Source organism: Alteromonas stellipolaris, assembly GCF_001562115.1.
GTDB lineage: Bacteria > Pseudomonadota > Gammaproteobacteria > Enterobacterales > Alteromonadaceae > Alteromonas > Alteromonas stellipolaris.
This window is the reverse complement of record NZ_CP013926.1, coordinates 2361449-2384834: the sequence shown is the minus strand read 5'-3', so window position 1 is coordinate 2384834 and position 23386 is coordinate 2361449. Positions and strand designations below refer to the sequence as shown.

At 41.0% G+C, this 23386-nt stretch carries 26 protein-coding genes and 2 pseudogenes; 12 read left to right on the top strand and 16 right to left on the bottom strand.

The window, feature by feature from the left end; all coding sequences use genetic code 11:
- Positions 1-117 precede the first annotated feature (117 nt).
- The 4 genes from AVL57_RS10180 (at position 118) to AVL57_RS10165 (ending at position 3343) form a co-directional block, all read left to right on the top strand.
- Positions 118-801, top strand: coding sequence for a PilZ domain-containing protein (locus AVL57_RS10180; protein ID WP_057791692.1), 684 nt, complete (start codon positions 118-120; stop codon positions 799-801).
- 57 nt (positions 802-858) lie between these two features.
- Positions 859-1320 (top strand): Mpo1 family 2-hydroxy fatty acid dioxygenase, encoded by a 462-nt coding sequence (locus tag AVL57_RS10175; protein WP_057791694.1) that lies wholly within the window; start codon positions 859-861, stop codon positions 1318-1320.
- A 119-nt stretch (positions 1321-1439) separates the two neighbouring features.
- The gene (locus tag AVL57_RS10170; protein ID WP_057796143.1) at positions 1440-2519 is read left to right on the top strand and encodes a sensor histidine kinase; all 1080 of its coding nucleotides are present in this window, start codon (positions 1440-1442) and stop codon (positions 2517-2519) included.
- Positions 2516-3343, top strand: a complete 828-nt coding sequence (locus AVL57_RS10165) for a LytR/AlgR family response regulator transcription factor (RefSeq protein ID WP_013784030.1) — start codon at positions 2516-2518, stop codon at positions 3341-3343. Before AVL57_RS10170 ends, AVL57_RS10165 begins: the two co-directional genes overlap by 4 nt.
- A 185-nt stretch (positions 3344-3528) precedes the next feature.
- Here AVL57_RS10165 and AVL57_RS10160 read toward each other — a convergent pair whose 3' ends face one another.
- The 3 genes from AVL57_RS10160 to AVL57_RS10150 all read right to left on the bottom strand — a co-directional run bounded on the left by AVL57_RS10160 (position 3529) and on the right by AVL57_RS10150 (position 6682).
- A complete protein-coding gene (locus tag AVL57_RS10160; protein ID WP_057791696.1) occupies positions 3529-4524 on the bottom strand; it encodes an ATP-dependent 6-phosphofructokinase in 996 nt (331 codons plus the stop codon).
- 185 nt (positions 4525-4709) lie between these two features.
- Entirely contained in the window at positions 4710-5039 is a 330-nt protein-coding gene (locus AVL57_RS10155; RefSeq protein ID WP_057791698.1) for a hypothetical protein, read from the bottom strand.
- Positions 5039-6682 carry a tetratricopeptide repeat-containing response regulator gene (locus AVL57_RS10150; protein WP_057791700.1) on the bottom strand — a complete coding sequence of 548 codons (1644 nt, stop codon included), beginning with the start codon at positions 6680-6682 and terminating at the stop codon, positions 5039-5041. Before AVL57_RS10150 ends, AVL57_RS10155 begins: the two co-directional genes overlap by 1 nt.
- Before the next feature lie 192 nt (positions 6683-6874).
- Here AVL57_RS10150 and AVL57_RS10145 point away from each other — a divergent pair, with 192 nt between their 5' ends.
- The 4 genes from AVL57_RS10145 (at position 6875) to rluF (ending at position 9623) form a co-directional block, all read left to right on the top strand.
- Positions 6875-7360 carry a VC2046/SO_2500 family protein gene (locus AVL57_RS10145; protein WP_082819605.1) on the top strand — a complete coding sequence of 162 codons (486 nt, stop codon included), beginning with the start codon at positions 6875-6877 and terminating at the stop codon, positions 7358-7360.
- 86 nt (positions 7361-7446) lie between these two features.
- Entirely contained in the window at positions 7447-8442 is a 996-nt protein-coding gene (gene trhO / locus AVL57_RS10140) for an oxygen-dependent tRNA uridine(34) hydroxylase TrhO (protein ID WP_061093586.1), read from the top strand.
- Positions 8443-8503: 61 nt separating this feature from the next.
- Positions 8504-8746 (top strand): EF-hand domain-containing protein, encoded by a 243-nt coding sequence (locus tag AVL57_RS10135; protein WP_013784036.1) that lies wholly within the window; start codon positions 8504-8506, stop codon positions 8744-8746.
- A 136-nt stretch (positions 8747-8882) separates the two neighbouring features.
- The gene (gene rluF, locus AVL57_RS10130; protein ID WP_057791706.1) at positions 8883-9623 is read left to right on the top strand and encodes a 23S rRNA pseudouridine(2604) synthase RluF; all 741 of its coding nucleotides are present in this window, start codon (positions 8883-8885) and stop codon (positions 9621-9623) included.
- A gap of 46 nt (positions 9624-9669) precedes the next feature.
- Here the strand turns inward: rluF and AVL57_RS10125 are convergent, their stop codons facing one another.
- Together AVL57_RS10125 and AVL57_RS10120 are read right to left on the bottom strand one after the other, a co-directional pair.
- Entirely contained in the window at positions 9670-10797 is a 1128-nt protein-coding gene (locus tag AVL57_RS10125; protein ID WP_057791708.1) for an alpha/beta hydrolase, read from the bottom strand.
- A gap of 259 nt (positions 10798-11056) precedes the next feature.
- Positions 11057-11257: a hypothetical protein gene (locus AVL57_RS10120; RefSeq protein WP_057791709.1), complete on the bottom strand. Its 201-nt coding sequence runs from the start codon at positions 11255-11257 to the stop codon at positions 11057-11059.
- Positions 11258-11468: 211 nt separating this feature from the next.
- On the opposite strand from AVL57_RS10120, the gene AVL57_RS21190 reads away from it, so the two are divergent.
- Positions 11469-11771 carry a hypothetical protein gene (locus tag AVL57_RS21190; RefSeq protein ID WP_057791711.1) on the top strand — a complete coding sequence of 101 codons (303 nt, stop codon included), beginning with the start codon at positions 11469-11471 and terminating at the stop codon, positions 11769-11771.
- A gap of 120 nt (positions 11772-11891) precedes the next feature.
- On the opposite strand, the gene AVL57_RS10110 is transcribed toward AVL57_RS21190, so the two are convergent.
- The 9 genes from AVL57_RS10110 to AVL57_RS21510 all read right to left on the bottom strand — a co-directional run bounded on the left by AVL57_RS10110 (position 11892) and on the right by AVL57_RS21510 (position 17914).
- Positions 11892-12407: a hypothetical protein gene (locus AVL57_RS10110; RefSeq protein ID WP_057791713.1), complete on the bottom strand. Its 516-nt coding sequence runs from the start codon at positions 12405-12407 to the stop codon at positions 11892-11894.
- Between the two features lie 87 nt (positions 12408-12494).
- The gene (locus AVL57_RS10105; protein WP_057791715.1) at positions 12495-12821 is read right to left on the bottom strand and encodes an antibiotic biosynthesis monooxygenase family protein; all 327 of its coding nucleotides are present in this window, start codon (positions 12819-12821) and stop codon (positions 12495-12497) included.
- Between the two features lie 96 nt (positions 12822-12917).
- Positions 12918-13298, bottom strand: a complete 381-nt coding sequence (locus AVL57_RS10100; protein WP_057791717.1) for a VOC family protein — start codon at positions 13296-13298, stop codon at positions 12918-12920.
- Between the two features lie 86 nt (positions 13299-13384).
- On the bottom strand, positions 13385-13804 hold the full coding sequence (locus AVL57_RS10095) for a hypothetical protein (RefSeq protein ID WP_057791719.1): 420 nt from the start codon (positions 13802-13804) through the stop codon (positions 13385-13387).
- A 92-nt stretch (positions 13805-13896) separates the two neighbouring features.
- Positions 13897-14835: an acyl-CoA thioester hydrolase/BAAT C-terminal domain-containing protein gene (locus AVL57_RS10090; RefSeq protein WP_057791721.1), complete on the bottom strand. Its 939-nt coding sequence runs from the start codon at positions 14833-14835 to the stop codon at positions 13897-13899.
- Positions 14836-15295: 460 nt separating this feature from the next.
- Complete coding sequence (locus AVL57_RS10085; protein WP_057791723.1) at positions 15296-15547, bottom strand: superinfection immunity protein; 252 nt, start codon at positions 15545-15547, stop codon at positions 15296-15298.
- A gap of 661 nt (positions 15548-16208) precedes the next feature.
- On the bottom strand, positions 16209-16715 hold the full coding sequence (locus tag AVL57_RS10075; RefSeq protein WP_057791727.1) for a GNAT family N-acetyltransferase: 507 nt from the start codon (positions 16713-16715) through the stop codon (positions 16209-16211).
- A 128-nt stretch (positions 16716-16843) separates the two neighbouring features.
- Positions 16844-17257, bottom strand: coding sequence for a helix-turn-helix domain-containing protein (locus AVL57_RS10070; protein WP_057791729.1), 414 nt, complete (start codon positions 17255-17257; stop codon positions 16844-16846).
- 240 nt (positions 17258-17497) lie between these two features.
- Positions 17498-17914 carry a haloacid dehalogenase-like hydrolase gene (locus AVL57_RS21510; RefSeq protein ID WP_057791731.1) on the bottom strand — a complete coding sequence of 139 codons (417 nt, stop codon included), beginning with the start codon at positions 17912-17914 and terminating at the stop codon, positions 17498-17500.
- A 398-nt stretch (positions 17915-18312) separates the two neighbouring features.
- On the opposite strand from AVL57_RS21510, the pseudogene AVL57_RS10060 reads away from it, so the two are divergent.
- Positions 18313-19267: pseudogene (locus AVL57_RS10060) on the top strand (IS110 family RNA-guided transposase); the annotation flags it as partial.
- Positions 19210-19440: pseudogene (locus AVL57_RS21015) on the top strand (transposase); the annotation flags it as partial. The pseudogenes AVL57_RS10060 and AVL57_RS21015, both read left to right, overlap by 58 nt.
- A gap of 45 nt (positions 19441-19485) precedes the next feature.
- Here AVL57_RS21015 and AVL57_RS10055 read toward each other — a convergent pair.
- The gene (locus tag AVL57_RS10055) at positions 19486-20040 is read right to left on the bottom strand and encodes a dienelactone hydrolase family protein (RefSeq protein WP_063457305.1); all 555 of its coding nucleotides are present in this window, start codon (positions 20038-20040) and stop codon (positions 19486-19488) included.
- Between the two features lie 138 nt (positions 20041-20178).
- Positions 20179-21192 carry a retention module-containing protein gene (locus tag AVL57_RS10050; RefSeq protein ID WP_061093585.1) on the bottom strand — a complete coding sequence of 338 codons (1014 nt, stop codon included), beginning with the start codon at positions 21190-21192 and terminating at the stop codon, positions 20179-20181.
- A 248-nt stretch (positions 21193-21440) separates the two neighbouring features.
- Between AVL57_RS10050 and AVL57_RS10045 the strand changes: the two genes are divergently transcribed.
- The gene (locus tag AVL57_RS10045) at positions 21441-23369 is read left to right on the top strand and encodes a TolC family outer membrane protein (protein ID WP_231751109.1); all 1929 of its coding nucleotides are present in this window, start codon (positions 21441-21443) and stop codon (positions 23367-23369) included.
- Positions 23370-23386 lie beyond the last annotated feature (17 nt).

Genomic DNA, 23386 nt, shown 5'->3' with positions numbered 1-23386 from the left:
AAAAAATTATTCGTATCTTAAAAATATGGCGACATCATGCCTGATAGAGAAGGTTTTGTCAGCCGACACAAAATTGGTTACATTTAGAGTAAGTATAATAAGAATGTTCTTAAATACATGTCAGATAATGCAGTAAGTAGTCAACTTAACCGAGAAGACGTCGATAATTTGTGTGCCTTGCCACCGGGTGCAGTGGTAGATTTACAAATTACGACGCCAACGGCACCTAAGCGGGTAAAAACCGCTTATGTAGGAATGGAACTTGCTACCTGCATGATATTCCAGATACCCACTTCCGCAAAATGGATAGTTGTCAGAGACTTATTGACGGTGGGTAACGACGTAGTAGTACGCTTTGTACTTGAAGGCGATGCCGGGCAAGTTATAGCGTTTAGGGTAAAGGTTCTCAAATTATTGGCTAAACCCTCAGGGTTATTAATTACCAGCTTTCCACGCCGCATAGAATCTATAGGCCTTCGTGCTAACAAGCGGGCGCAGCCGGGTATAGCGGTTAAAGTGTCCTGTGAAGCCTTTCCTGAATCTGAACATGTGACCGGTATTATTGTGGATATATCTAACGATGGCTGCCGTATAGCTCTGCCGCTCAAGCCTGAATGGCCCATCATGATTGATGAAACTAAAATTGCATTAGTTTATTCAACCGATGGTAAAGAAGCCACGTTGAATGCCACTGTCAAAAATCACCAGTTAGAATCAGACTTTGTTTATTATGGCTTGAAATTCGATAGTGATGACGATGCTGTCAATGCACTCTTAGCAGGCCATACGCTAATTAGTTAATACGATGTTCACAACAAAAAATTGAAGCAATTATTATAACAATAAGTGGAATTTGCTATGAGAACGATTGAAAAGCTATTACTGCAATACAACGAAAGCCACCAAAATAAAACCAACGTGCTTATTCACGGCATTGCGGTGCCTAGTATCTATTTTGTCACCTTAGGGCTTATTTGGGCGATACCCGTGCCCGATTTCATTGCCAATTTCAATGTGACTTGGGCACATATCGTTGCCATTCCAATCCTGTATTATTATTTCAAATTGTCTGGTCCCATTGGTGCGGCCATGACACTGCTTACCATTGTTTGTTTCGGTGGTATTAATCTTATTGCCTACTTTGGCGTTAGTGTTTGGCTGTTCTGTCTATCGCTGTTTGTTGTGATGTGGATACTGCAATTTATCGGTCATAAAATTGAAGGTAAAAAGCCCTCATTTTTGGAAGATCTTCGCTTTTTACTTGTAGGCCCAGCATGGTGGTGGATGCATTGGCTTAAGAGATTGAATATTAGTTATTAGTTACGGTCACTAATCTTAGCAAAGCGTGCGACAAGTCGCATATGAAGTACGACCAAGATGCTCCTACAGAGGCTTACCTTGCGTATAATCTATCAATCAATTCAACCACTGGTAAACATGTGAGCCGCTTTCAGCGCGTTATTGAAAGTAACGAAAGGTTATTTTGGACATTGCACAGCGCAGGCTGGGCAGGTTTTGCCATCATCTATTATATTGGCTCGTTCCTTCACGATGTAAGGCCAATTTGGGTATTTATAATATTACTCAATGCTTACGCAGGCTGGTTGTTAACTATACCATTGCGTTACGTCTATCGCTGGGCAAGAAAACAGTCGCCGTTAAACATGCTAATGACAGTAATTGCATCCTGTTATCTGATTGCGTTGTTGTGGGCTGTGGTTAAAAATATAAATTATTGGGAAATTTACAAGCATGGCTACAGGCCTGATGCTTGGTACATGTATTTTACCAATACGATTAACTCACTCATCATGGTGGGCTGTTGGAGTGGCGTTTACTTCGGTATTAAGAACTTCCAGATGTTGCAAAAAGAAAAGCAAAATGCGCTTAAAGCCAGCACCATGGCGCATCAAGCGCATATTAAGATGCTGCGTTATCAGCTGAATCCTCACTTTTTGTTCAACACGCTAAACGCTATTTCTACCTTGGTGTTACTAAAAGAAAACGATACCGCAGAAGCGATGGTCTCTCGCTTGAGCGACTTTTTGCGCTATTCTTTGGATAACGACCCTATTAAACGAGTGCCTTTAGGCCAAGAAACAAAGGCCTTACGGTTATATCTTGAGATTGAAAAAGTACGATTTGATGACAGGCTAGAAGTGGTCTGGAATATCGATGAAGAGTGTGAAAACGCACTTGTTCCTAGCATGATATTACAGCCTATTATTGAAAATGCTGTTAAGCACGCCATTTCTAAAATGGAGAATGGCGGTCAAATTGCTATAACAGCCCGCGCGTTTGGAAACGACTTACTAATGGATGTGGCTGATAATGGGCCCGGTGCCGACATTGTAGATGGTCAGTTAAGCCGTGAAAATGGTGTTGGACTGGCGAATATTAAAGAGAGATTGCATTCACTGTATCAACGCAATTTCGCATTTTCTATTGAAGATAATCAGCCGTCGGGTGTACGAGTTCGAATTCGTATTCCCTATGAAGTAAAGGATGTATGCGCATGACAAAGCAAGTAATTAAAACCCTAGTGGTAGACGATGAACCACTCGCTCGCCGTGGACTTCGGGCTAGGTTAGAACGTCATGACGACATTCAGGTACTTGCTGAGTGTCAAAATGGGCTTGAAGCAGTAAGTAGTATTTCACAACTTCGTCCCGATTTAGTGTTTCTTGATATTCAGATGCCTGGGCTAAATGGCTTTCAGGTTATCCATAAGCTGCGTGAGCTCAACCAACCTATCCCCATGGTAGTGTTTGTTACTGCGTATGACAGTTATGCGATTAAAGCATTCGATGTGCATGCGTTAGACTACTTATTAAAGCCTGCAGATGATGAACGCCTTAAAGATGCCCTAGTGAAAGTGCGAGAATATTTCGCCACACAGCATCAAGATGAACAGTCTAAACGCTTAGTGAATTTGGTGGCCGAGTTGACTGGCGACGATTGCGAAGAAATCTTACGTAAGCTAGCCAATGGTGAGCCGGTTGAAACCAATCCTTACCCCGATGTATTGGCCATTAAAGATGGTTCTGAAGTTACCAGAGTGAATGTTCAAGACATACAGTGGATAGATGCCGCGGGTGACTACATGTGTGTTCATGCATTAGATGGTATGCACATTATGCGTAAAACCATGAAGGAGCTCGAGCAAGAGCTTAACCCTCAGTGGTTTGTGAGAGTACATCGTTCCGCTATCGCTAATATTCGTTTTGTGAAAAAATTAGTAAGCCACATTAGCGGTGAGTATCACCTCATTTTGCAAAATGACACCGAACTAAAAGTAAGTCGTAGTCATAGAGACAAAGTAAAAGCGGCGATGAAAATGTAACGCTAAAAGCTTGGGTCTATAAGCCTTAAACTGATAGCGTAGACAACGTATTTGTTCAAAAATGCCCGAGAAATCGGGCATTTTTATTTCTACTAACTGATTGAGTTAACTTATTGATATATCGTATTTAGTCAGGGTTATGCGTAACCATTTATCGAGTGCTACAGCAATTAATTAGTCGTATTTCAGTATCGTTCATTCATGATGGTGAGCATGGTTTCCATACTAGAAGGGTTTAACGGTTTGTTCTTCTCCCATGTTTGTGTAAGGGGAATTTCACTGGGCGTACCATTAAGTTCACCTACCATAACGCCGTTGGTGTCACTACCCACTAAACTCACAGCATAGGTGCCTAACTTAGTAGCAAGCAACCTATCTTGACTCACCGGTGAACCACCACGCTGAACATGACCTAGCGTTACAGGGCGAACTTCAGACTGGGTTTTTGATACCAGTTTGTTGGCCAAATCGTTAAGTCCACCAGGCCACACATTTTCAGCTACCACTATAATAAAGCTAATCGCGCCTTTGAGTTGTCTTCTCTTCTCAATTTGCCCAGTAATTTTATCCAGTTCTGCATCACATTGATCAAAGGTTTCTGGCAAAATAACGTAATCAGCCGCCGAGGCGAGGGCTGAATTCAACGCAAGAAAACCGGCATGTCTGCCCATCACTTCTACAATGAAAATACGTTCAAACGCGTCTGCAGTGTCTCTGACTTTATCGATTGATGAAACGACTGTATCGATAGCGGTGTAATAACCAATGGTGGCATCGGTGCCAGCGACATCATTGTCTATGGTACCTGGAATACCAATAATTTGACCGTGCCAGAAATCTGCCAAATGATCAGCACCTCTAAAAGACCCATCGCCGCCAATCACAATGAGGGTATCAACCTCTAGTTTTGTAAGGTTAGTGGCAGCAGTTTTTGCTCCTTCGTCGGTTTTGAAAGGTTCGCAACGGGCGCTGTGTAGTACGGTGCCCCCTTGCTGGATGAGGTTGTGCGTTGCTTGAGGCGCAAGTATCTCATACTCTTGCTCAAGTAAGCCGTTATAACCATGCTGGTAACCAAACAGCGTAAATCCTTGTCTCTCACAGGCTATAACAATAGCTCGAATACAAGCATTCATTCCTGGCGCATCACCACCCGATGTTAGCACTGCAACGCGTTTCGACATGTTTTCATCCTTTTCTCGTCTACTTGATAACGCCTCTTTAAATAGATGTTACTACGAACAAGGCGCTAGACCATACGGTAACATGGCAACATCAAAACCACACCGCCAATAAAACCTTACGTTGCCTGTAAGGTGCTGCCTTTAAAGCTCCGCATAACGCTTGGTATCAAAAAACAACCCGCTACTTAATAATCTTTAGGAGGTAAACTTTCCTTGTTAACCGCCGCTTTGGCTTTTTTGCCAATGGCTTGTTGCTCTCCCTTACAAATAGTGTCGTAATCATCGCGATAATACCTGAAGTTTTCACATTCACTTTCATAACGCTTTTTCGCTGACATCGCTTGCTGTGGGTAGCGATTATCATTCATCACTTTCGACAAGCTTTTGCATACATGTAATTGACGATTTACTTCTACAATATCTTCACAAGGTGGGGTTTGGCTGCATCCATTAAGTGCTACAACTGAAAGTAGGCTAGCAAGCGCACAGATTTTTTCAATTAGGGTTATTGTCATTATGTAATTCCCATAAAAGTGTCTAAGTCGTTACGTAGCGTAGAGTATTTCTCTTCGTGTTGCACCTTTAGTGGCATGTCATCAATAAGTTTATAAAGTCGACGACATTCTTTAAATAAATCAGGATCTGGCTTTTGGTTTTTGCTTAATATCTGTAATAAGCACTGTAATAGGTTGAGGGCTACACCTGTATTTACCGGCGAAAAGCCTTGTGCAAGGGCAAAGGAGTCTTTTGCTTTTTCATATTGGCCTTGTTGGTAAAGCTGAATGCCTTCACGGTTGAACTGCTGATAATTAGTCATGTTTTGTTGGACTTTTGTCGTCTCTGAACGTAACAAGAAGTCGCTATTAGAATCGAATTCTAAATTCTGCTGTTTAATGATGTCTTGAAGTTGCAGTGCGTCTTCAAATTCACCAAGGTCGTACATGACTTTAAGGCTATCCGGTATAAATGTGATTGGCGGCGTGGTGTACTTTTCGTCTATGGCAGCTTGTGATTGCGCCAAATTCTTTTTGGCATCAAGCATTTTCCCATCAATAGCATTAACGCGAGCGTTGATAATGCTGCCAAAAATACTGACATCAAAATCTTCGTCTATACGTAATATGTTTTCATCAAACTTACCCCGTTGGAGGGCAAGCAAAGCTTCTTGTTGATAGCGATTTCGCGTGCGTTTGTCATCGGTATATTCGGCGACATCAAGCAAGCTTCGAATAAATCCACACCAATGCAGGCTGTTCTGATGTACGGTTCTTTTCGATAAGTCCCATATGGCCAAACTAGAGGTAGAGGCTAAAATGTAATCCTTATGGTTTCGCGCTATGGAGCATGCACTAAAATGCCTAGGCAAAGAAAAGGGCGAAAGTTTTATGGCATGCTTAATCGCAGAAATCGCGGCTTCGCCCTGATCCTTTGCATCATTGGCTTTCGCCAATACATCATGGGCCTCGGCATTAAACCGGTTGCGTTTAATAATATCCTCGGCAATACCAATGGCTTTATCGAATTCTTCTAAAGCTAGATAGGTTTTTGCCAACGCAACCTTAGCCCAAAGTATTGGCTTTCCCTCTAAGTAAGGCGCAAGTACATCCAGTGCTTTGTCGTATTGTTCTAGGCGCAAATACAGTTCAACTAAAAGCTGCTCACACGTGCCTGTATAGGGTGATGGGGTACTAATAAGATCTTCACACAAATCGATAGCATCGTTGATATTTTCATTGGCCACCTCTTGTAATACCGCCCCTAAAAACTGTCGTTTTTGCCATGCGCGGGTAATACGGGTTTTAAGTTGTACCTGTGAAAAGGGCTTAATAAGATAATCATCAGGGCGTCGTTCAATAGAGCCAAGTACTACAGGGCGCGCACTATCAGCGCTAATTAATATAAACACGGTGGTGGGTTTAATTAAGCGCTTTATTCTCAGCTCTTCTATAAGCTCGAAACCGTTTTTTTTGTCTACCCCTAAATGAAGATCGCAAACAATAATATCGAATTTCTGCTTTTTACACAGTGACAGCGCCTTTTCCGCAGAAGACTTGGTAACAACGTCACTTGCGCCCATGGAATGCAATAATCCACGTAGTAATAAGAGAAAAGGGCGTTGATCTTCAACAATAAGCACCTGCTTATTCGAAAAGTTCATTTTTCATCCAATGATAACCATGACACTTTAACTACTTGAGAGGTTCTATACATGATTGTTTAAAATAACGATAAGGGCAAGAATAAGCTTAAGAAAAACATTATCTTGCCGACACTATAGGTATGAATTTTAAATCGTCTTATTTTTGTGTCTGATAACGATATAAACACAATTAAATCCATAGATCCCAGTATGGCATGGGAATGGAACGGCACGCTGTCAAAAGCAGCGGGTAATGCCACGCTTTTTGCTTTGTATTTGGCAATGCAGCAAAGTGCGCTTGCCGATACAATATCGATAGAAAGCCCTAGCGAAGACGAAGCCAGTAGTGACATCACACAACGACTAGAAGCGCTTAACTTTTACCGCAAAGCACCACTTTTTGCGAGTGAGTCAGATTGGTTACACATGAATCGATTGTCTCAAAAAATAGCGCATCAAGTAACACAGCAAGAGCCCTCATCATTGCAGTTTGATGAAGTACGCCTTCACAATGAAATGCACCCAGTGCCACTTGCACAAACAAATGACGCTAAGAAAATCAGGCAAGATATTATTACTAACTGTTCGTTAGCAACGCAAAAGCGCATTGCCGCTACTTATTCCTCCTCTATTGGTGAAGACAACACCATGCTTAGTGACATCATTGAGCAGTCTGAGTCCTTTCTTGCTGCCTAACTGGAAATGTTAAAACTGATTTGATATAGTGCGCGCCGCATTTTTGCACTGGTTTTACGTTCCAACTAGCAAAGGTTAACATTACTATGTCTAAATATATCGTTTGCGCGATGTACAAATTTGTTGCGCTTGAAAACTTCGAGGCCATGCGCCAACCCCTATTAACTGCCATGGAATCTAATGGCATTAAAGGTCCGCTTTTACTTGCCAGCGAAGGCATCAATGGCACAGTTTCAGGCACGCGAGAAGGTATTGATGGATTACTTCAATATCTTAATGCCGACGAGAGAATTAATCCTATCTCTTGTAAAGAATCACTTCACGAAGAACAGCCTTTTTACCGCACCAAGGTTAAGCTCAAAAAAGAAATCGTCACCATGGGTGTTGAAGGTATCGACCCACGTAAAACCGTAGGTACGTACGTGAAACCAGCCGACTGGAACGCGCTTATTAGCGACCCCGATGTGACTGTGATAGATACTCGAAATGGTTATGAAATCGAAATTGGTACTTTTAAGCACGCTATCGACCCTAAAACTGAAACTTTTCGGGAGTTTCCAGAGTATGTCGCTAAAACATTAAGCCCAGAAAAAAACAAAAAAGTGGCCATGTTTTGCACCGGCGGTATTCGCTGTGAAAAATCTACGGCTTATTTAAAAGAGCAGGGGTTTGATGAGGTATACCACTTGGAAGGCGGTATTCTTCAGTATTTAGAAGATGTACCAAAAGAAGAGTCATTGTGGGAAGGCGACTGTTTTGTATTTGATAATCGTGTGGCTGTGAATCACGATCTTGAAAAAAGTGATTATCATCAGTGCTATGCCTGTCGTTTACCGATTACCGATGAAGACATGCAAAGTGAAAAATATGAGTCTGGCGTAAGCTGCCCGCATTGTTTTGGAACCCATACAGAAGATCAACTTTCCCGTTTTCGTGAGCGCGAAAAGCAGGTGAATCTTGCCAAGATGAGAAAGCAAGAACACGTGGGTACAGAGGCACGAATTACTATGGAACAAAAACGTGAAGAAAAGGCCCGCTTACAACGTGAGCGCGCATTAAAAGCAAGAGAAAATCAAGCATAGACACTACTCAATAAGGGCGTTAAACTCACCCTCTATGTAGTTGCTAAAAAAGGGAAAGCGTGTGACCGCTCAACTTTCAGACGAAAAAATTGAAGAAATAAAGAAAGATTTCACCTTCTTCGACCAAGATGGTAATGGTCAAATTGATTTAACGGAGTTTATCGAGTTATTAACCGTTATTTCTCCAAAAACAAAAGCCAGCCATGTACAGGAAGGTTTTAAATTAATAGACAGCAATAACGACGGCTATATCGATTTCGAGGAATTCCTTGAGTGGTGGCAAGAGTGTTGGTGGGAATATTAATACTAACTGAATGTTAAAAAAGCGAGCTTTTAGCTCGCTTTTTTTATAGTAAAATTAATGGTAACAACATTGAGAGTAAAACCGGCGAGGTTTACTCACGTTATCGTTTAGAAGCGAAAGGGTAAGGACTTTTAGCATGACCTCTGAGGTAACAAAGCGTCTTAATAAATATATCAGTGATACTGGACTGTGCTCACGACGTGAAGCTGATAAATTGATTGAGCAAAATCGGGTTACCATTAACGATAAGCTGCCTGAACTGGGTACTAAAGTAGCGCAGGGCGATCAGGTGAAGGTTGATGGTAAGCTTGTTAAAGCCGTGGCCGAAGACAAATCAGACCGCATTTACTTGGTATACAACAAGCCCATTGGCATTACCTGTACCACCGAGCGCCATGTAAAAGGTAATATTATCGATGCCATTAAGCACAAACAAAGAATCTTCCCAGTAGGCAGACTTGATAAGCCATCAGAAGGATTGATTATTCTGACCAGTGACGGCGATATTGTGAATAAAATTTTGCGTGCTGAAAATGCCCACGATAAAGAATACGAAGTTACCGTTAACCAACCCATTAGTGAACGTTTTGTTCAAAAAATGGCAAAAGGCGTACCGATTTTAGGCACCGTGACTAAACCGTGTAAGGTAAATGCACGTGGCAAGTTTCAGTTTTCAATTATTCTAACCCAAGGCCTAAACCGACAAATCAGGCGCATGTGCGAATTTCTCGGCTACGAAGTGACTAAACTGAAACGCACACGCATCATGCACTTAGAGCTAGGTAATTTAAAACCAGGCCAATGGCGTAACCTTACGGAAAAAGAGCTAAATCAACTGAATAGCGCTGTGCAAAAATCATCTAAAACCGCAGGGTAGGCGCTATAAAATAAAGCGGCTTAACCTACTTGAAGGGCTTTATACGTTAAGAGAACAAACTTTGAAGTTGTTCTTTTTGTTCTGTGCTAAGCCCTTTAATTAACCGCAACGCTGTACCAAGCGCCTGTTTAGCTTCATCTTCCATATTAAAATGAAGGTAAGCATTGATCAGTGCGGTATGTGCATTTAAAGAATGTGGGTAATTTTCTGTATTCCATTTAAGCAGGGCTAGCGCATCGTCTTGCCTGTTTAAATACTGTAACCACTGCCCATAACCAGCAGCCCGATCTTCGGGAATAATCATCGATGTTTTTAACAATGACGAACGTGTTGCAAAGATAGCCTGTAAATCGGCTAAGGTTTGCGGTGTTTCAGGTATTGCCCAACCATTAAATAAATACTTCACACCATAGTACTGACCAAGTAATGCAGTGGTGTTATGCGTTTCATTACTAAACATTTGGCTGGTTACAGCAAATTGCTGGTTAGGGTAACGCTTTGTTAGTGCAACAAAGTTGGCGAAGGGCTCAGTCATTGTAGGCTCTTCTTGTGCTATAGAAATATACAAACGCCCTTGTAAACTGCCTTGCTTTAACGCGTTTTCAGTTAATGTAAGTAACTGGCTTTTATTCCAATATAGAGATGGGCTTACTGCTACAACACCATTGAACAAACCTGGTCGTTTCACTAAAGCATTAATAGCAAATTGTCCCCCGTGTGAGGTGCCAGCCAACCCTTGGTAATCTAAAGTACGATAGCGCGCTTTTACTTCGGGTATCACTTCTTGCTCAACAAAAGCTAAAAACAGGTCTGCATTTACTAACTGCTGTGGGTTTTGATTATTTGCACTGGTTAAGGTTAAGTCTCTTTCGCGTGTTTCACGAGGGTTCACAATACCCACAATAATCATCTGTGGTGCCTGATCGAATTTTGCCAAATAATCTATCGTACCCGCAGTATGAGGCCCCTGAATATCACCATCTGTTACATACAATACAGGGTAGTGTGCGTCGCTTTTTAAGTAACCTGCAGGCAAATACACTACAAGGTTACGTGTTTCACCAAGCTTTTTACTATTTATAACTAAGTCTTCGGTTGTAAATACTGTTTCAACTGACCACGCGTTACATTGGCTTCCCAATATAAGTAACAATCCGTAAAGTATCCTTTTCACTATATATTTCCCTATTTTTAAATTGTTATGTGAAATTCTCTAAGGCAATTAAGATTATCTTTCAAACGGCGAGTGAGTAGGGCGCAGCTTTGCAGATAACATGGTGTTAGGCATCCCCTTTAATCACGTACAGAATGTTAATAAGTGCGGACTTTAACAATAGACCTACACAAGACAATAAGCTCTTGAAGGCCATAATAACCAAGGCGACCCCGACCAGTGAATCTACAGGTATAAAATTAAACAAGCAAATAGCTTGCTAAAGCATAATGCCTATAAAAACGCTTTCGTAAGAAGCATGCCGATCAATAAGCACTATAAACCCTGCCAATAGTAGCGCGCCAGTGTAGTAATAGGATGAGATCCAAGGCTCAATTTCACCGATAAAAAAGGGTGAAAAAAATAAAATAGCAGCACCAAGCAGGGTTGATACAAACAAACCTAAAAGAAACTGTCTCATTAGCTTTTCCCTTTTTCCAATGCCTAACGAGTTGCCGTTTTAGCTAGATCAAATATTGCCAATTGGAGGCGCGTTGGAGTTTATGGTAAAGCGAAAATACCTTCAGCCGTTACCAGTTCGAAATAAAGGCTTTAGTAATAGCCCAATTAATTTACAAGCCCAACAACAAGATACAGGGAACAAAAGTATAACCCGATAGCTAAATAGGCCAATGAAAAAAAAGCTATTAATGGCCCATATACCGTACCAAAATTTTCCGAAAATAAAGGTGGCTCTCCTTAACTTAGCGTTCAGTAAAGCTAAGGAAGATGGGATTAATAAAGTGGCAGAAAGTCCAAATAAAGGAACGACAACAAACATTAATACTAAGCCGACCGAACTTGCGGCAGACCCATTTGATACCGGAGTTATGATAAACATTGACCAGTACGTAACTACTAGAGCAGCCAGTGCGCATATTAAGCCTAAAATTTGGATGCTACGCATATATTCCTTAAAAATAACAATCCAATGAGGGCGGTAATATGTAAGCTAAATAAAGTATCCATGCACCTTTGGATAATTCTAAATCTGATTTGGCTACATCAGTTACCACAACAATAGAACTGACTAAGCGCCAATCTAACTAATTACTTCATTGCCAAAATGCGTGTTCAGAGCGGACTGAACATGAATTAACTGGTTGGGTTATATTTGTGCGATCAACTACCCAACAATCCTCATAAATTGAGCAATAACAGAGCTCTATTTCAATATTATCATCTATAGCTAATATATCCGAAACCGACTCACCTTTGTATTTTAGAGGTGTTATAGAGTGACCCGACGGCAAAGTAGTATTATTTAAATGGGATTGAGATATATTTTTGAATTCTGGAAATTCTGACCATTTTTTTAGAAATTTCGTACCCGAATAAACTTTTGCGTACTTGATGAGCGCTGGGCCAGTTCCCTTATTGGCAACGCCATAACTAAAAGAATTAGTATTATGGCTTCTAGAAATTTCAATTTTAGGCCATACCGAAGCTTTAGCATAGGCGCGGTCAGTGTAAGCAGAGTAAATTGAAATGAAAGCGGTAAGCAGTCCAATAAACAGAGCTGTGAGTGCGATTATCATCTCTGGGTTTCTGTACCATTTTTCTCTTGCCATAAATTTAGCCCTTAAGACACTTATTACGAAGCCAGTTGGCAACCATGTTTACGACTTAGGCCGTGTCAGCCGTTGCTCAATTTATTGTTATACATCAAAGACTCTACGATGTAAGTAATCAATTTCAACTTCCATTTCATACAAGGTTTTTGTTGATTCTAAATTAAGGCTTTCTCGCATTAATTGACGTTGCTGTTCATATGCGGCGCTCATTTCGATTTTAGCGGCTTGGCGATAGGTTTCTTCATCTGGCCATTGAGCGTAAGCGATAAAAGTATCGTTCTTATGCCTATGTAAACGAGAACCTAGACTTCCTTTGAATAGGAAAATACCTTGCGTGGTTTTGGGCCATGCGGAAAGAAATTGCTCTTCATATCCAGTCTTTACTACGAACTCAAACATTACGACGAACATTACAATTCTTCCTTGATGTAAACGCCGCAATAGACGGCTAGAAATAATTTACTGATATTTAAAGCAAGCAATCTAACGAGTACTTTCAAGTGCGTGTTACTCGCGTATTTCTACTTTCCACGGCGGATTTAAGCGGTTTTCGCCCGCCCAGTAGAGTTTGATCTTATTACCAGAAGGGTCTTTTAGAATAGCCTCTTTCCAAAGGTAACTTTGCTCAGTAGGGGGTTGTATAAACTGAATACCTTTTTGAGATAAATTTTGGTAAAGCTCATCAAGGTGTTCGTGTTCAAAATAAATTACCGACTTATTTTCAAACACTTCATTTTCAAGAGATAAAGAAAATGTAGCGTTTCCATTTGGGCAAGAAAATCTAGCATAGTGAGGTGTGTCGACAATTTGTGTGAAGCCAAGCTTTAAGTAAAAACCAACAGCATCATCCATATTGCTTACTGGTAAAGTAACCTGATTGAGTTCCATTTATTTACCTACGTTAAAAACTGATTATGTGGAAAGTTTGCGGCTAGAAAGCTTAAAGCCCCGCTTATTATTAGTTGATTTATTTGTTATATGTTTTTTAGCCAACCATTCTGAGATGCTATTAAAACGACGGAATCACTAATTAATTGGTCTTTGTATTTGTTTTTGTTATGAACTGCCGGACCAATAATTTCGAATTGCTTGTTTAATTTTCGGGTAAGTTCTTCGCTATGTATTTTTAAACTTTGATTGTCAGCAATGTTAATTACCAGCCGTCCTTGTTCGTCGAGCGCTAATAGAAAATCTGAAGAAGTCGCCCGTTTATTTTGAAAAGAAGCTTTTTGCCATTCGAATGCGGTGGAAAAATGGAGTTCACCGTCATGTAGCCAAGTCTCTTCTGTTTCGCCACTTTCCCTGAACTGCTGACTTGCTATATTCGCTAAATCTTCAGGGGAAGGGGAACATGCATACAGGCCTAGTAACAATATTAAAAGTACTGGTTTCATAAATCATCCTTGTAAAACGTCAACATAAGCTTAAGCATTATTGAGCACAGCGACAATAGCGTATTGTTAATTTTGCGAACGAGTTTACGAGCTTAAATGCTTTTTTGGGTGTCAACGGCGATGTTCTGATGATGAGCATCGCAGTAAGGCAAGAATTTTTCATTCAAAAATTTAATCACTTCCGGTTGGAAATCATTTTGAGGTTGAAAATGATTTCCGTTAGGTACAGCGATATGTTTAAAAGGATGGGGGAAGCCCTTTGTTTTTAATCTCTCTATTACTTCTTCTGACATTTCTTGTGAAGGCCATATGTGATCTTTTTCACCGGAAACTAATAAGATAGGTCCATTAACATCCTCTACCTTTATTCTAGCCTCCTCGACCGAATCAATATCCATTAGTGCTATTTCATGAGCACGTCGTAAATTGCCCATTAAAACTGATGGTAAAATATTCAGCGTTAGTGGTACGTGAGGGAGCTCTTGGTCATTAAACATAAATGAAGAGGTTTTGCCATCAGCAAAAAAAGAAGGGCCGGCAAATACAACATGACTTCCAGCTAATGAAACAACACCATTGATTCGTGTGTATTTAGAAGCCAAGGTAAGTGCTAATTCAGCTCCCTTAGAGCCCCCCATAACAGCGACACAATTCGAATTTAGTCTTGGGTTATTTAATGTTAGAACTATTTCATTATAAATAGCATCTAAAGAAATTCGATCTAGCTCTTGAGGTATACCTTCCATACCAAAATATCCAACAGCTAACATCGCATATCCTTGATCAATATACTGCTGTCTTTCTTTAATGTTATGAGGCTTTGTCATACTATTTCCGCCTTCACTACCGCCAAAGTATACAAGTAAAGGCTGTTCCTTACCTTCACCCAAAAACAGCTCAGCATCAACTTTTCCATAGTTCAAAGGGGGAGTACTAGAGTCGAATGTCATTGGAGTAATGAATACAAACCCAACTAACAAAATTAATATGATGAGAACTATAAAGCTAAAATATTTAACTATTTTCAACACCGTTTGCTTCCTTTCATTTTTTAAAAGATGTTACTTTTTAAAGTTTGTTTCATTACTATTTAAGATTAGCTAATGCTAAACGGCTCAGAGGTGAAGCAAGTCAGCACACTTGTTTTAATCCCAGCCCGCGCAACAAGTGAATTTACTTGGTAAATAACCCATAAGTAATGTTTTAAACCTACTTTTGATGTGAATCACTTTGGGTTAAGTCGTTACATAATTGGCAGTCGATATTTTTCTTAAAATTATAAGCTCTTCGAGTGGCAAATATAGCTACTGAAATAAAAGACCACGTTATACCAAAAACGACGGAGTAAGAAAGCGTATGTCCTTTAATGTATTGAATGCCTGAAAGTAACGCGAATACCAGGGGCAAAGCGATACTGTATTGAAATATCCATTTTCTAATTGGCATCTTGTTCCTTATTCAGTTTTGTAAGGCAGGGCGTATATGTACTTTTTAATTCTCACTACTGGCTTTATTTGCATATTTACCAATTGCTTTGCCCGTTGTAGCCCAAACCATTACTCCTCCCCATGCTATTAGAGAAAAGCCCGCGGGAATACAAGCAAGCAATATATATTTGAATTGCTTTCTATTAAAAGCCAAAGCAAGCAATGCTGGAAGGAACCAGAGGATTAAAACCCCAACGAGTAAAAAGCCTATAAATGCGTAGTTGTCACTTGCCAAAATACTATCGATGTATTCCATTTTATTCGCCCTTAATATTAACTACTGATTTAATGAAATTGACAATAAAACCTGATTGTCAAAGATAGTAGTCTTAAATCTAAGAAATTTATTACAGAACCACTAAAATTTTTTTATACAAAAGTGTGATTGAAACTTAACCCCCACCAGGAAATGGCAAATATATGTGGGCTAAAATTAGGAGCTAAGAGATACTGTCCATGTATTAGCGACCTAGCTAGCAGCGCGAATGATTTAAACGGGTTGTTGAATGCCAAATTCTAAGTTTATTAGTTCTACTGTAGATATTATACCTAAACAAAAAAGCAATAAACGTACAACTAAATTGAAGTTAAAACGTAAACTCACAGTGTCTTTCCATGGGTTTTCATCTAGTTCGTGCCTTCTGTGTATTTGGCGCTCATATTCATTAGTAATTTGCTTACCAATAACTAAAAAAATAAATAAAAAGAAGAAAATGAACGCGAAAACGCCCCATGGAAAAGAATAAAATTCAATAACAGCATCGCTGAGTATTATTAGTGCACCAGCTATAAATGATGTTGTCTTCGTAGCTTCCATTGACTGCTAGCGCTCCAAATAGGGGTAATGCCGCGTAGGGTTAAACGTGAAATAGCACACGTGTATGCGTCCTAGCGAACGAAGTGAGTTTATTAAGTTGTTAGGTGTGCTCATGAATAAACCTAAGTACCGTTTCCGAACTATCCTCTAAATCTATAGTTGAATGTAGTATTGCGCCAGAAGATTCTATGAGCTTTGTAGAGCTGATATTGCTTTTGTAGCAGTGAATATGCACCGCTGAAATACCCATTCTATTAGCTCGCTCGATGGTTTGAGATAACAAACGTTTTCCAACGCCTTTGCCGCGATAACGAGGCCTTACACCTAACCCGATATGTCCGCCAGCATGTTTTAATGAGTCGTTTAATGTGTGCCGTAAATGGGAGCAGCCAATAATTTCTTGGTTTTCGATAAGCCAGAAAGTGGTATTGGGCACCATGTGACTGGGTAAGTTGATACCCTCTGAATAATCGTTTAGCAACTGAACAAAAGCAGGAAAGTTTGAGTAATCTAAATCCATTGGATAGGGATAACGTTCTTCGCTACCCAATTCTTTGATGTAGTTTAAATAGCTATCTTCAAGTTCAACTAAAGGATTGATAAGCATTGATTATCCTAAAAGCGCCTAACATTTCAAATGTGGGGCGCAGGCACGTAGGGCATCATGGCGAAATCGCCCTGCTCGTGTGCGTCCCAGCGAAAGAAGTGAGTTTATTGAATTTTTTATATCGCCACTCACCAATATTTTTTCGTATCAATATAATGCTTCATGTTAGAAAAGATGTAAGCTAAAAGAAAAAATGCCGGCGTGGCAAATACGTCGGGTTTTATGAGCCAAGTTAGTAGGCCCAAGAGCACGGTTATCATTTCTAACATGATAATTTGCTTTCTTGCTTTTACTCCCCAAAACGAAAACCTGACCCACAATGGCTCTTTGTTCCATTCTTTAGATGTTTTGTCTATCACGATAATTTCCTCTTGAAGTTTAGAAATGTCAATTTCAAACACAGAGGCAAGGGCTTTAAGAGATTCTATGCTGGCTTTATTTCCACTTTCTATTCGTTGAATAGTTCTCGTGCTCAAGCCACTTAACGTGGCAAGTTGTTCTTGCGACCAGTTTCGTTTTTCTCTAAGACGTTTGACTATCATTCGGGCTCCTTACCAATGTGAGAGGGGACTATCCATGTTTTAATCTATTGTCGGTTACGAAATTCACACGACAGTGGGGCGACAGGCGATGTTTTACTGGGATTGGTCTTACCCACTAAAAGTGGACATCCATGTTAAGCATATGCCGCTTCGTATTCATATGGGTTAAAATACCAAGCGAAGAGCAGGGAGCCTACGTGTTTTTGTCCCAGCGAACGTAGGAGCGAATTTATTCGTTTGTTATGCCCAACTTAAAATTACCATTTCCTTATTGAACGACCTAGTAAATTTTTTAAAGCAACTTGGGGTAGGGTTAACAATATATCGCTTATTGCAAAGTTTAAGTATTGGGATATCGACTGAACTGTCTGAGTAGCCAATAATTAAGTCATATTTTTCTAAATCAAAAAGTTCCTGGACACGTTCTACTTTTCTAGATGCGTAACAGTGAAATTTACTAATAATGCCGCCGAAAAAGCGAGTTTCTTTAGAGCAGACGAACTTTACGTTAGGGAAATGATTATGAGTGAAAATGGCTTTGACCATCCAGTCTGAAGCCCCACTAACGACTACAACTTCATCTGTATTTGAAAAGTGTAAGAATAGTTTTTGGACAGCGTCTTTAAAAATTATAGTTGAGCTGTCATTGAGGTACATTCGGATGAACGACTTACGAAGATAAACAATTTTCTTGGTGCTGATTCCAAGTGTTGCTAACTATAAAAGTATCGAGAATCCTATATATTTAGTCTTCGCATGGAATAAAAATGGGGTAGAGATTGGCAATGACAGACAACAAAACAATAGGCGTAAAGGGTTTCGGTAAAGCATGAACTTCATGTACGCAGCGCCAGTATCTCTATTTATTATGGTTTTATCGAAATCAAAAAGCACTAAGTTCATGTAGCTAAACTCTTCCTTGATTGGGCATAGACACAATGACTCCCTGAGAAATGCTAGCCTCCGCATTTTCGTGGGTTAGCTTAAATAGCCACCGGAGCGCCGGTCGGAGTCCATTATTAGTTTGCTTAAGACTAAATCATTTGGAGGCTAGCATGAACAAACATAGCATAGTTTTTTTAGGATTAGATACTCACAAAAAATTCCATGAAGTGGCTTATCGTGAAGAGCCGCGTGGAGCAAGTGCGGTGCACTATGGCCGCATTCCTTCTTCAAAAGTCAGCGTCAAAAAGCTCATTCGTCAGTTTGAATCGAAGTATCCGGGCGCGACAATTCATGTGGTTTACGAAGCAGGGCATTGTTGCTATGTTGTAGCGCCGTCCCTTATACCCAAAAAGCCTGGTGAACGGATTAAGACTGACCGCCGTGATGCACTTAAATTAGTGAAGTTGCTAAAGTCGGAAGATCTTACACCTATCTATGTTCCTGAGCCTGAAGATGAAGCGGTACGTGACTTATCCCGCGCTCGCGAAGCGGCAATGAAGAATTTAAAAGAAGCCAAGTACCAACTCAAAGCGGTGTTGCTTCGAAGTAATATTCGTTACGAAGGTACAGCAAATTGGTCAAAAAACATCTGCGGTGGCTGACCGAACTGATATTACCTCATCCGGCGCAGCAAATCGTATTGCAGGAACAGCTGCAGACTATTGAAGAGCGGATTAGCCGCTTAGAAAGGCTGGACAATGAGCTAACCCATCATGTACACCAGTGGCGTTATTATCCTGTCGTTAAAGCGATTCAAGCAATGCGTGGTGTGAGGCTGCTAGTGGGGTTGGGGTTGTTGCGGAACTTGGTGATTTACACCGATTCGACCACCCGAGAAAGCTTATGGCGTATTTAAGGCTAGTGCCTAGTGAGCAATCATCAGGTGAAAAGCGGCATTTAGGCGCTGTTACTAAAGCCGGCAACGGCAGAGCAAGGCGTTTACTCATTGAGGTTGCGCATAGTTATCGGTATCCAACCAATATCTCGACGGATATTCAACTACGACGAACAAAGAAAGTGGCCGATATAAGGGTAAGCAAATTACTCAAGGAGGGCGACGTCAATTTCGAACGGTCTTATTTATGGCCATGATGTCAGCGATGCAGTGCAATGCTAAGTTTAAAGCCACTTATAAGAGGTTAGTGGCCGCAGGGAAACCGAAGAAAGTCGCCATCATTGCCTGTGTGAGGAAGATGGTTGTCATATTAATCTCAATGGTTAGAGATGGAGTCACGTGAGAAGAAAAAACGGTTTAACGAGGGAGTTGAAACCATAGTCGTTTGTTAGATGGCACATTTCTCATAAGTCTGAATCTCAGATTTAAACCCCTCTTGGTTATAATTATTAGAGTACTTATTCATAAAGCCGTGTAAGTGAGGGACTTGTTTGATTTTAACATTACATTTGTTGCTTAAACTAGAAATAAGCTCCCCAACTGAAAAATGTTCCTCTTTGATTGGAAATCGCAGTTCGATAGGAAATAAAGGAGTGATATCTTTGTTATTTCTTATCTGTGAGCCGTAGTAGCAGATTGCGCTTTTTACATTATGACAAATCGTTGCATCGTTTGAGATATTCCAGATTGCTGATGCACCAACACTAAATCCAATAAGTTGAATAGGCGCAGAGGTGTTTACTAGTAAGTTTTTGAGTGCGCAAGTGTAATTTTTGAGACCGATATTTTCCGAGAAATAACGATAGGCCGTTTCCTCATCTAAAAAATCCATATTTTTGCCATTGTACGGATCTAAGATCAAATGCTCCTGACAAATTAATGAAGCCAATTCGGTTAAAGGTTCGGTTTTACCGAATATATCAGTGATAATTAGGGTTTTCATTGAGCTTTCCGTGCCATCTAACTTTTCAATAACGGGCGCAGGCACGTGGGGCATAATGGCGAAGCCGCCCCGCGTGTATGCGTCCCAGCGAGATAATTGGACTCCACAACCTAATAGGTTGGTCTAACATTTACGTTGTCACACACAAAGGTTAGGTAGGAGTCCATGTATGTATAATATGCTCACTGGTGTAGATTTAGCAAAAGTTTGTACGTTACCGGCGCTATCAGTCACCGTTAGCGTTACGGTCGAACCTGGTGCGGCATCAGTAGTGCCTGACAGGGTAGGCGTAGTGTCGTTGTTTGTGCCTTGTGCATCTAACGAAATGGCCGGTGCAGTCGTGTCAATTTCGCCGGTATTTGCATCGGTTGCAGTATTGCCTGCGGCATCTGTAACGCTGGCTTCAACGGAATATTCTCCTTCCGCTAATTCAACAGGCACATCCACAGAGAAGGTGCCATCAGCTTGTACAGTGGTGGTAAGCGTTTGTACGTTACCGGCGCTATCAGTCACCGTTAGCGTTACGGTAGAACCTGGCGTTGCGTCAGTGTTGCCCGATAAGGTCGGGGTAGAGTCGTTATTAAGAGGAATAGCGTCGAGTGTGATGGTAATGTCTGCGGCTTCGTCACCGCCGTCACCCAACTGTTCCGACGTTATCTCTTCGTTATCGTTGGCGCCTTGCTCAAATTCGAAAGCGACGGGATCTACATTTTCATTAATTCTGTCGACACGAACAAAGTTACTGCCACCTGCACCGCCGCCACCATCTAAACCAGCAGCGGTGGCTTCTAACGACTCTAAAATATCATCATCGCCAGCAAGTACGTCTAAAAAATCTTGGTCGAGATCCTGGCTATCTCCAGTTTGATCAAGCAATGCATTAAGATCTTCGACGCTGTCGTCGAAAACAGCAAATTCGTCATCGCTGTCAACATCTGAAAAGGCCAATTGAAGAGGGAAAGTAACAGTTTGGCCAGCAGGTAACTCTCTCACAATGCCATCAATACTGACAAGCACTGTACTACCATCGGGGATTGTAAGGCTGTCTCCATCCAATAAGGTGGTGTTTTCACGGACAGCAAATTGCTCACCCGTTTCTGGGCGCTCTACCAACACTTCACCATTTACTTCTACAATAACTACATCGACCATTTAAAATCCCTTTCATCTATCACATTACATACCTAGTAAAGCCTAGCAGTGATAGTGAAAATGGTTACCGTACCGTGGTACAGGTAGTGATATGACGAATGGTTCTCTAGGTGTATTCCCCTAATTAGCTAATTTTAAACATAATTGCACGCCATCATTTGGCAGGACTTTAGATTTACTACTAGGCTAAAGTCACGTTGAGAAAACTTTTATATGTGGGTTTGTTTATATATATGAGTACTGTAGGTATGAAGAAAAGACAGATTTTTGGGCTACTTGGGCTAGTAACATTTTCCTTGTCTGCGCAAGAGTCCTCGCCCAGAATGGCGAGTGCTTCCTTAGAGCAATATGTAAGTAAATCTATTAATTCAAACCCTGAAATTCAGGCCAGTTGGCGGCAACTCCAAATCGCCATGAAAGATGTAGATATTGCTAAATCCGGTTATCTCCCTTCTATTGACGTTCTAGCTTCCAGCGCCTATACCGAGAGAAATTATGGGTTAGATCAAGATTACGCAGGCCACACTGCTGAGATTAGGTTAACGCAATTACTTTACGATGGCTTTTTCACCTCCAGCGAAGTAAGTAGGTTCAAACAAGCTCAAGTGGTTCGTTACTATGAATTGATGGGCGAGATAGAACAAAAGTCACTTGAAACCGCATTGGCTTATATGGATGTTCAGCTTTATAGAGAGTTGCTTTCATTGGCAGAAAAGAACCTCATTACACATGTGGATGTCTTTAAGCAAATCGAAGAAAGTGTGATAGCAGGTGTTGGCCGAAGAGCTGACTTGGAACAAATTAGTGGTCGGCTTTCGCTGTCAGAGTCCAATGTATTAACTGAACTGTCTAACTTGCATGATGTAACTGCTAGGTTTTTAAGGCTTGTTGGGGAGAAACCTGCAGAAGCATTAGCCGAGGTGTCACTTTCAGAGGCTATGCCTACGTCAGTAGCAATGGATTTAGAATCCATATTGTTAGCGGCATACGAAACTAATCCGTCTTTCAATGCAACAATTTATAATATCGACGCACAACGTTTTGCAATTGATAGCGCAAGAAGTCGATATCATCCTCAAGTTAACTTAACCGCGAGTTACGGGGCGCAAACTCGAGACGAAGCGGCGTTAAACAATACTATTTCTGAAGCGAGTGTGGGGGTTAACTTTTCGTATAATATATACAACGGCGGTGCTGACAGAGCGGCAATTAGGCAAGCACTTTCACAGGTGGATTTAGCTAAAGACTTAAGAGATAAAGCGTGTGTTGATATGCGCCAAACTATTCAAATTGCTCGTAACGATATTCAAAATATCAGCGAGCAGCTACCTTCATTAAATGCACACAGATTGTCTTCCGACAGAGTTAAGTCGGCGTATATGGATCAGTTCACTATTGGCGAACGTTCACTTCTTGATTTGCTCGATTCAGAAAATGAGTATTACGAGTCGAGCAGAGCTTATGTACAAGCCACCTATACATTAGAAAAAGCGAGAGCACGTCTATTGGCTGCGTCGGGGGTTTTGGTTAAAGCGTTAGGAGTGAGTAGAAATGGCGTAGCCAGTGTAAGTGAATTAGCAGAAAAAGAGCTTCGTTACGATCCCAATCACGTATGCCCAGCTACCCGAACATCGTTAGATGATGAGCGCAATATCTTAAAGCGAGATTCAGATTCAGATGGCATAGTCGATCTATGGGACGATTGCGTTAATTCTGCACCTGGTGCCATGGTTGATGATTTTGGATGTGAAGCGAGTGCACCTGAACTTGAACCTCAAGCCATTAATACCCCAGCAAGCGCTGCCGATTTCACCTTAGATGATGCACAAGTTTTAGCCTCTTTTAGTATCAACATATCATTCGCATCAAACTCATCCAAAATTTCGTCTGAATACACCTCGTCACTTGCTCAAGTTATTGATGCACTTGAACAGTATGACAATGCCGGCGTTATTATTCACGGTCATGCCTCGTTAGATGGAGATGCGGCATATAACCAACGCCTTTCAGAACGGCGAGCGAGTGCAGTTGCCGCTTTACTAATTGAGTCCGCTGACATAGGTAGCCGCCGTATTACCTCGGTAGGCTATGGCGAAACGCGGCCTTTAATTGATGAAGAGTCACTAGCCGCAAATGCAAAAAATCGTCGAATTGAAGCCACGATAATTCAGCTTTAATTCGCAAAGGACGCGGA

Excerpts from the sequence above, each read along its gene's own strand:
- AVL57_RS10085 (WP_057791723.1), bottom strand. The coding sequence starts at position 15,547 with ATGGAATACATCGATAGTATTTTGGCAAGTGACAACTACGCATTTATA.
- AVL57_RS10045 (WP_231751109.1), top strand. The coding sequence starts at position 21,441 with ATGAAGAAAAGACAGATTTTTGGGCTACTTGGGCTAGTAACATTTTCC.
- AVL57_RS10070 (WP_057791729.1), bottom strand. The coding sequence starts at position 17,257 with ATGATAGTCAAACGTCTTAGAGAAAAACGAAACTGGTCGCAAGAACAA.
- AVL57_RS21510 (WP_057791731.1), bottom strand. The coding sequence starts at position 17,914 with ATGTACCTCAATGACAGCTCAACTATAATTTTTAAAGACGCTGTCCAA.
- AVL57_RS10120 (WP_057791709.1), bottom strand. The coding sequence starts at position 11,257 with ATGAGACAGTTTCTTTTAGGTTTGTTTGTATCAACCCTGCTTGGTGCT.
- AVL57_RS10175 (WP_057791694.1), top strand. The coding sequence starts at position 859 with ATGAGAACGATTGAAAAGCTATTACTGCAATACAACGAAAGCCACCAA.
- AVL57_RS10160 (WP_057791696.1), bottom strand. The coding sequence starts at position 4,524 with ATGTCGAAACGCGTTGCAGTGCTAACATCGGGTGGTGATGCGCCAGGA.
- AVL57_RS10050 (WP_061093585.1), bottom strand. The coding sequence starts at position 21,192 with ATGGTCGATGTAGTTATTGTAGAAGTAAATGGTGAAGTGTTGGTAGAG.
- AVL57_RS10180 (WP_057791692.1), top strand. The coding sequence starts at position 118 with ATGTCAGATAATGCAGTAAGTAGTCAACTTAACCGAGAAGACGTCGAT.
- rluF (WP_057791706.1), top strand. The coding sequence starts at position 8,883 with ATGACCTCTGAGGTAACAAAGCGTCTTAATAAATATATCAGTGATACT.
- AVL57_RS10100 (WP_057791717.1), bottom strand. The coding sequence starts at position 13,298 with ATGGAACTCAATCAGGTTACTTTACCAGTAAGCAATATGGATGATGCT.
- AVL57_RS10110 (WP_057791713.1), bottom strand. The coding sequence starts at position 12,407 with ATGGCAAGAGAAAAATGGTACAGAAACCCAGAGATGATAATCGCACTC.
- AVL57_RS21190 (WP_057791711.1), top strand. The coding sequence starts at position 11,469 with ATGAAAAAAAAGCTATTAATGGCCCATATACCGTACCAAAATTTTCCG.
- AVL57_RS10150 (WP_057791700.1), bottom strand. The coding sequence starts at position 6,682 with ATGAACTTTTCGAATAAGCAGGTGCTTATTGTTGAAGATCAACGCCCT.
- AVL57_RS10145 (WP_082819605.1), top strand. The coding sequence starts at position 6,875 with ATGGCATGGGAATGGAACGGCACGCTGTCAAAAGCAGCGGGTAATGCC.
- AVL57_RS10095 (WP_057791719.1), bottom strand. The coding sequence starts at position 13,804 with ATGAAACCAGTACTTTTAATATTGTTACTAGGCCTGTATGCATGTTCC.
- AVL57_RS10165 (WP_013784030.1), top strand. The coding sequence starts at position 2,516 with ATGACAAAGCAAGTAATTAAAACCCTAGTGGTAGACGATGAACCACTC.
- AVL57_RS10055 (WP_063457305.1), bottom strand. The coding sequence starts at position 20,040 with ATGAAAACCCTAATTATCACTGATATATTCGGTAAAACCGAACCTTTA.
- AVL57_RS10105 (WP_057791715.1), bottom strand. The coding sequence starts at position 12,821 with ATGTTCGTCGTAATGTTTGAGTTCGTAGTAAAGACTGGATATGAAGAG.
- AVL57_RS10155 (WP_057791698.1), bottom strand. The coding sequence starts at position 5,039 with ATGACAATAACCCTAATTGAAAAAATCTGTGCGCTTGCTAGCCTACTT.
- AVL57_RS10075 (WP_057791727.1), bottom strand. The coding sequence starts at position 16,715 with ATGCTTATCAATCCTTTAGTTGAACTTGAAGATAGCTATTTAAACTAC.
- trhO (WP_061093586.1), top strand. The coding sequence starts at position 7,447 with ATGTCTAAATATATCGTTTGCGCGATGTACAAATTTGTTGCGCTTGAA.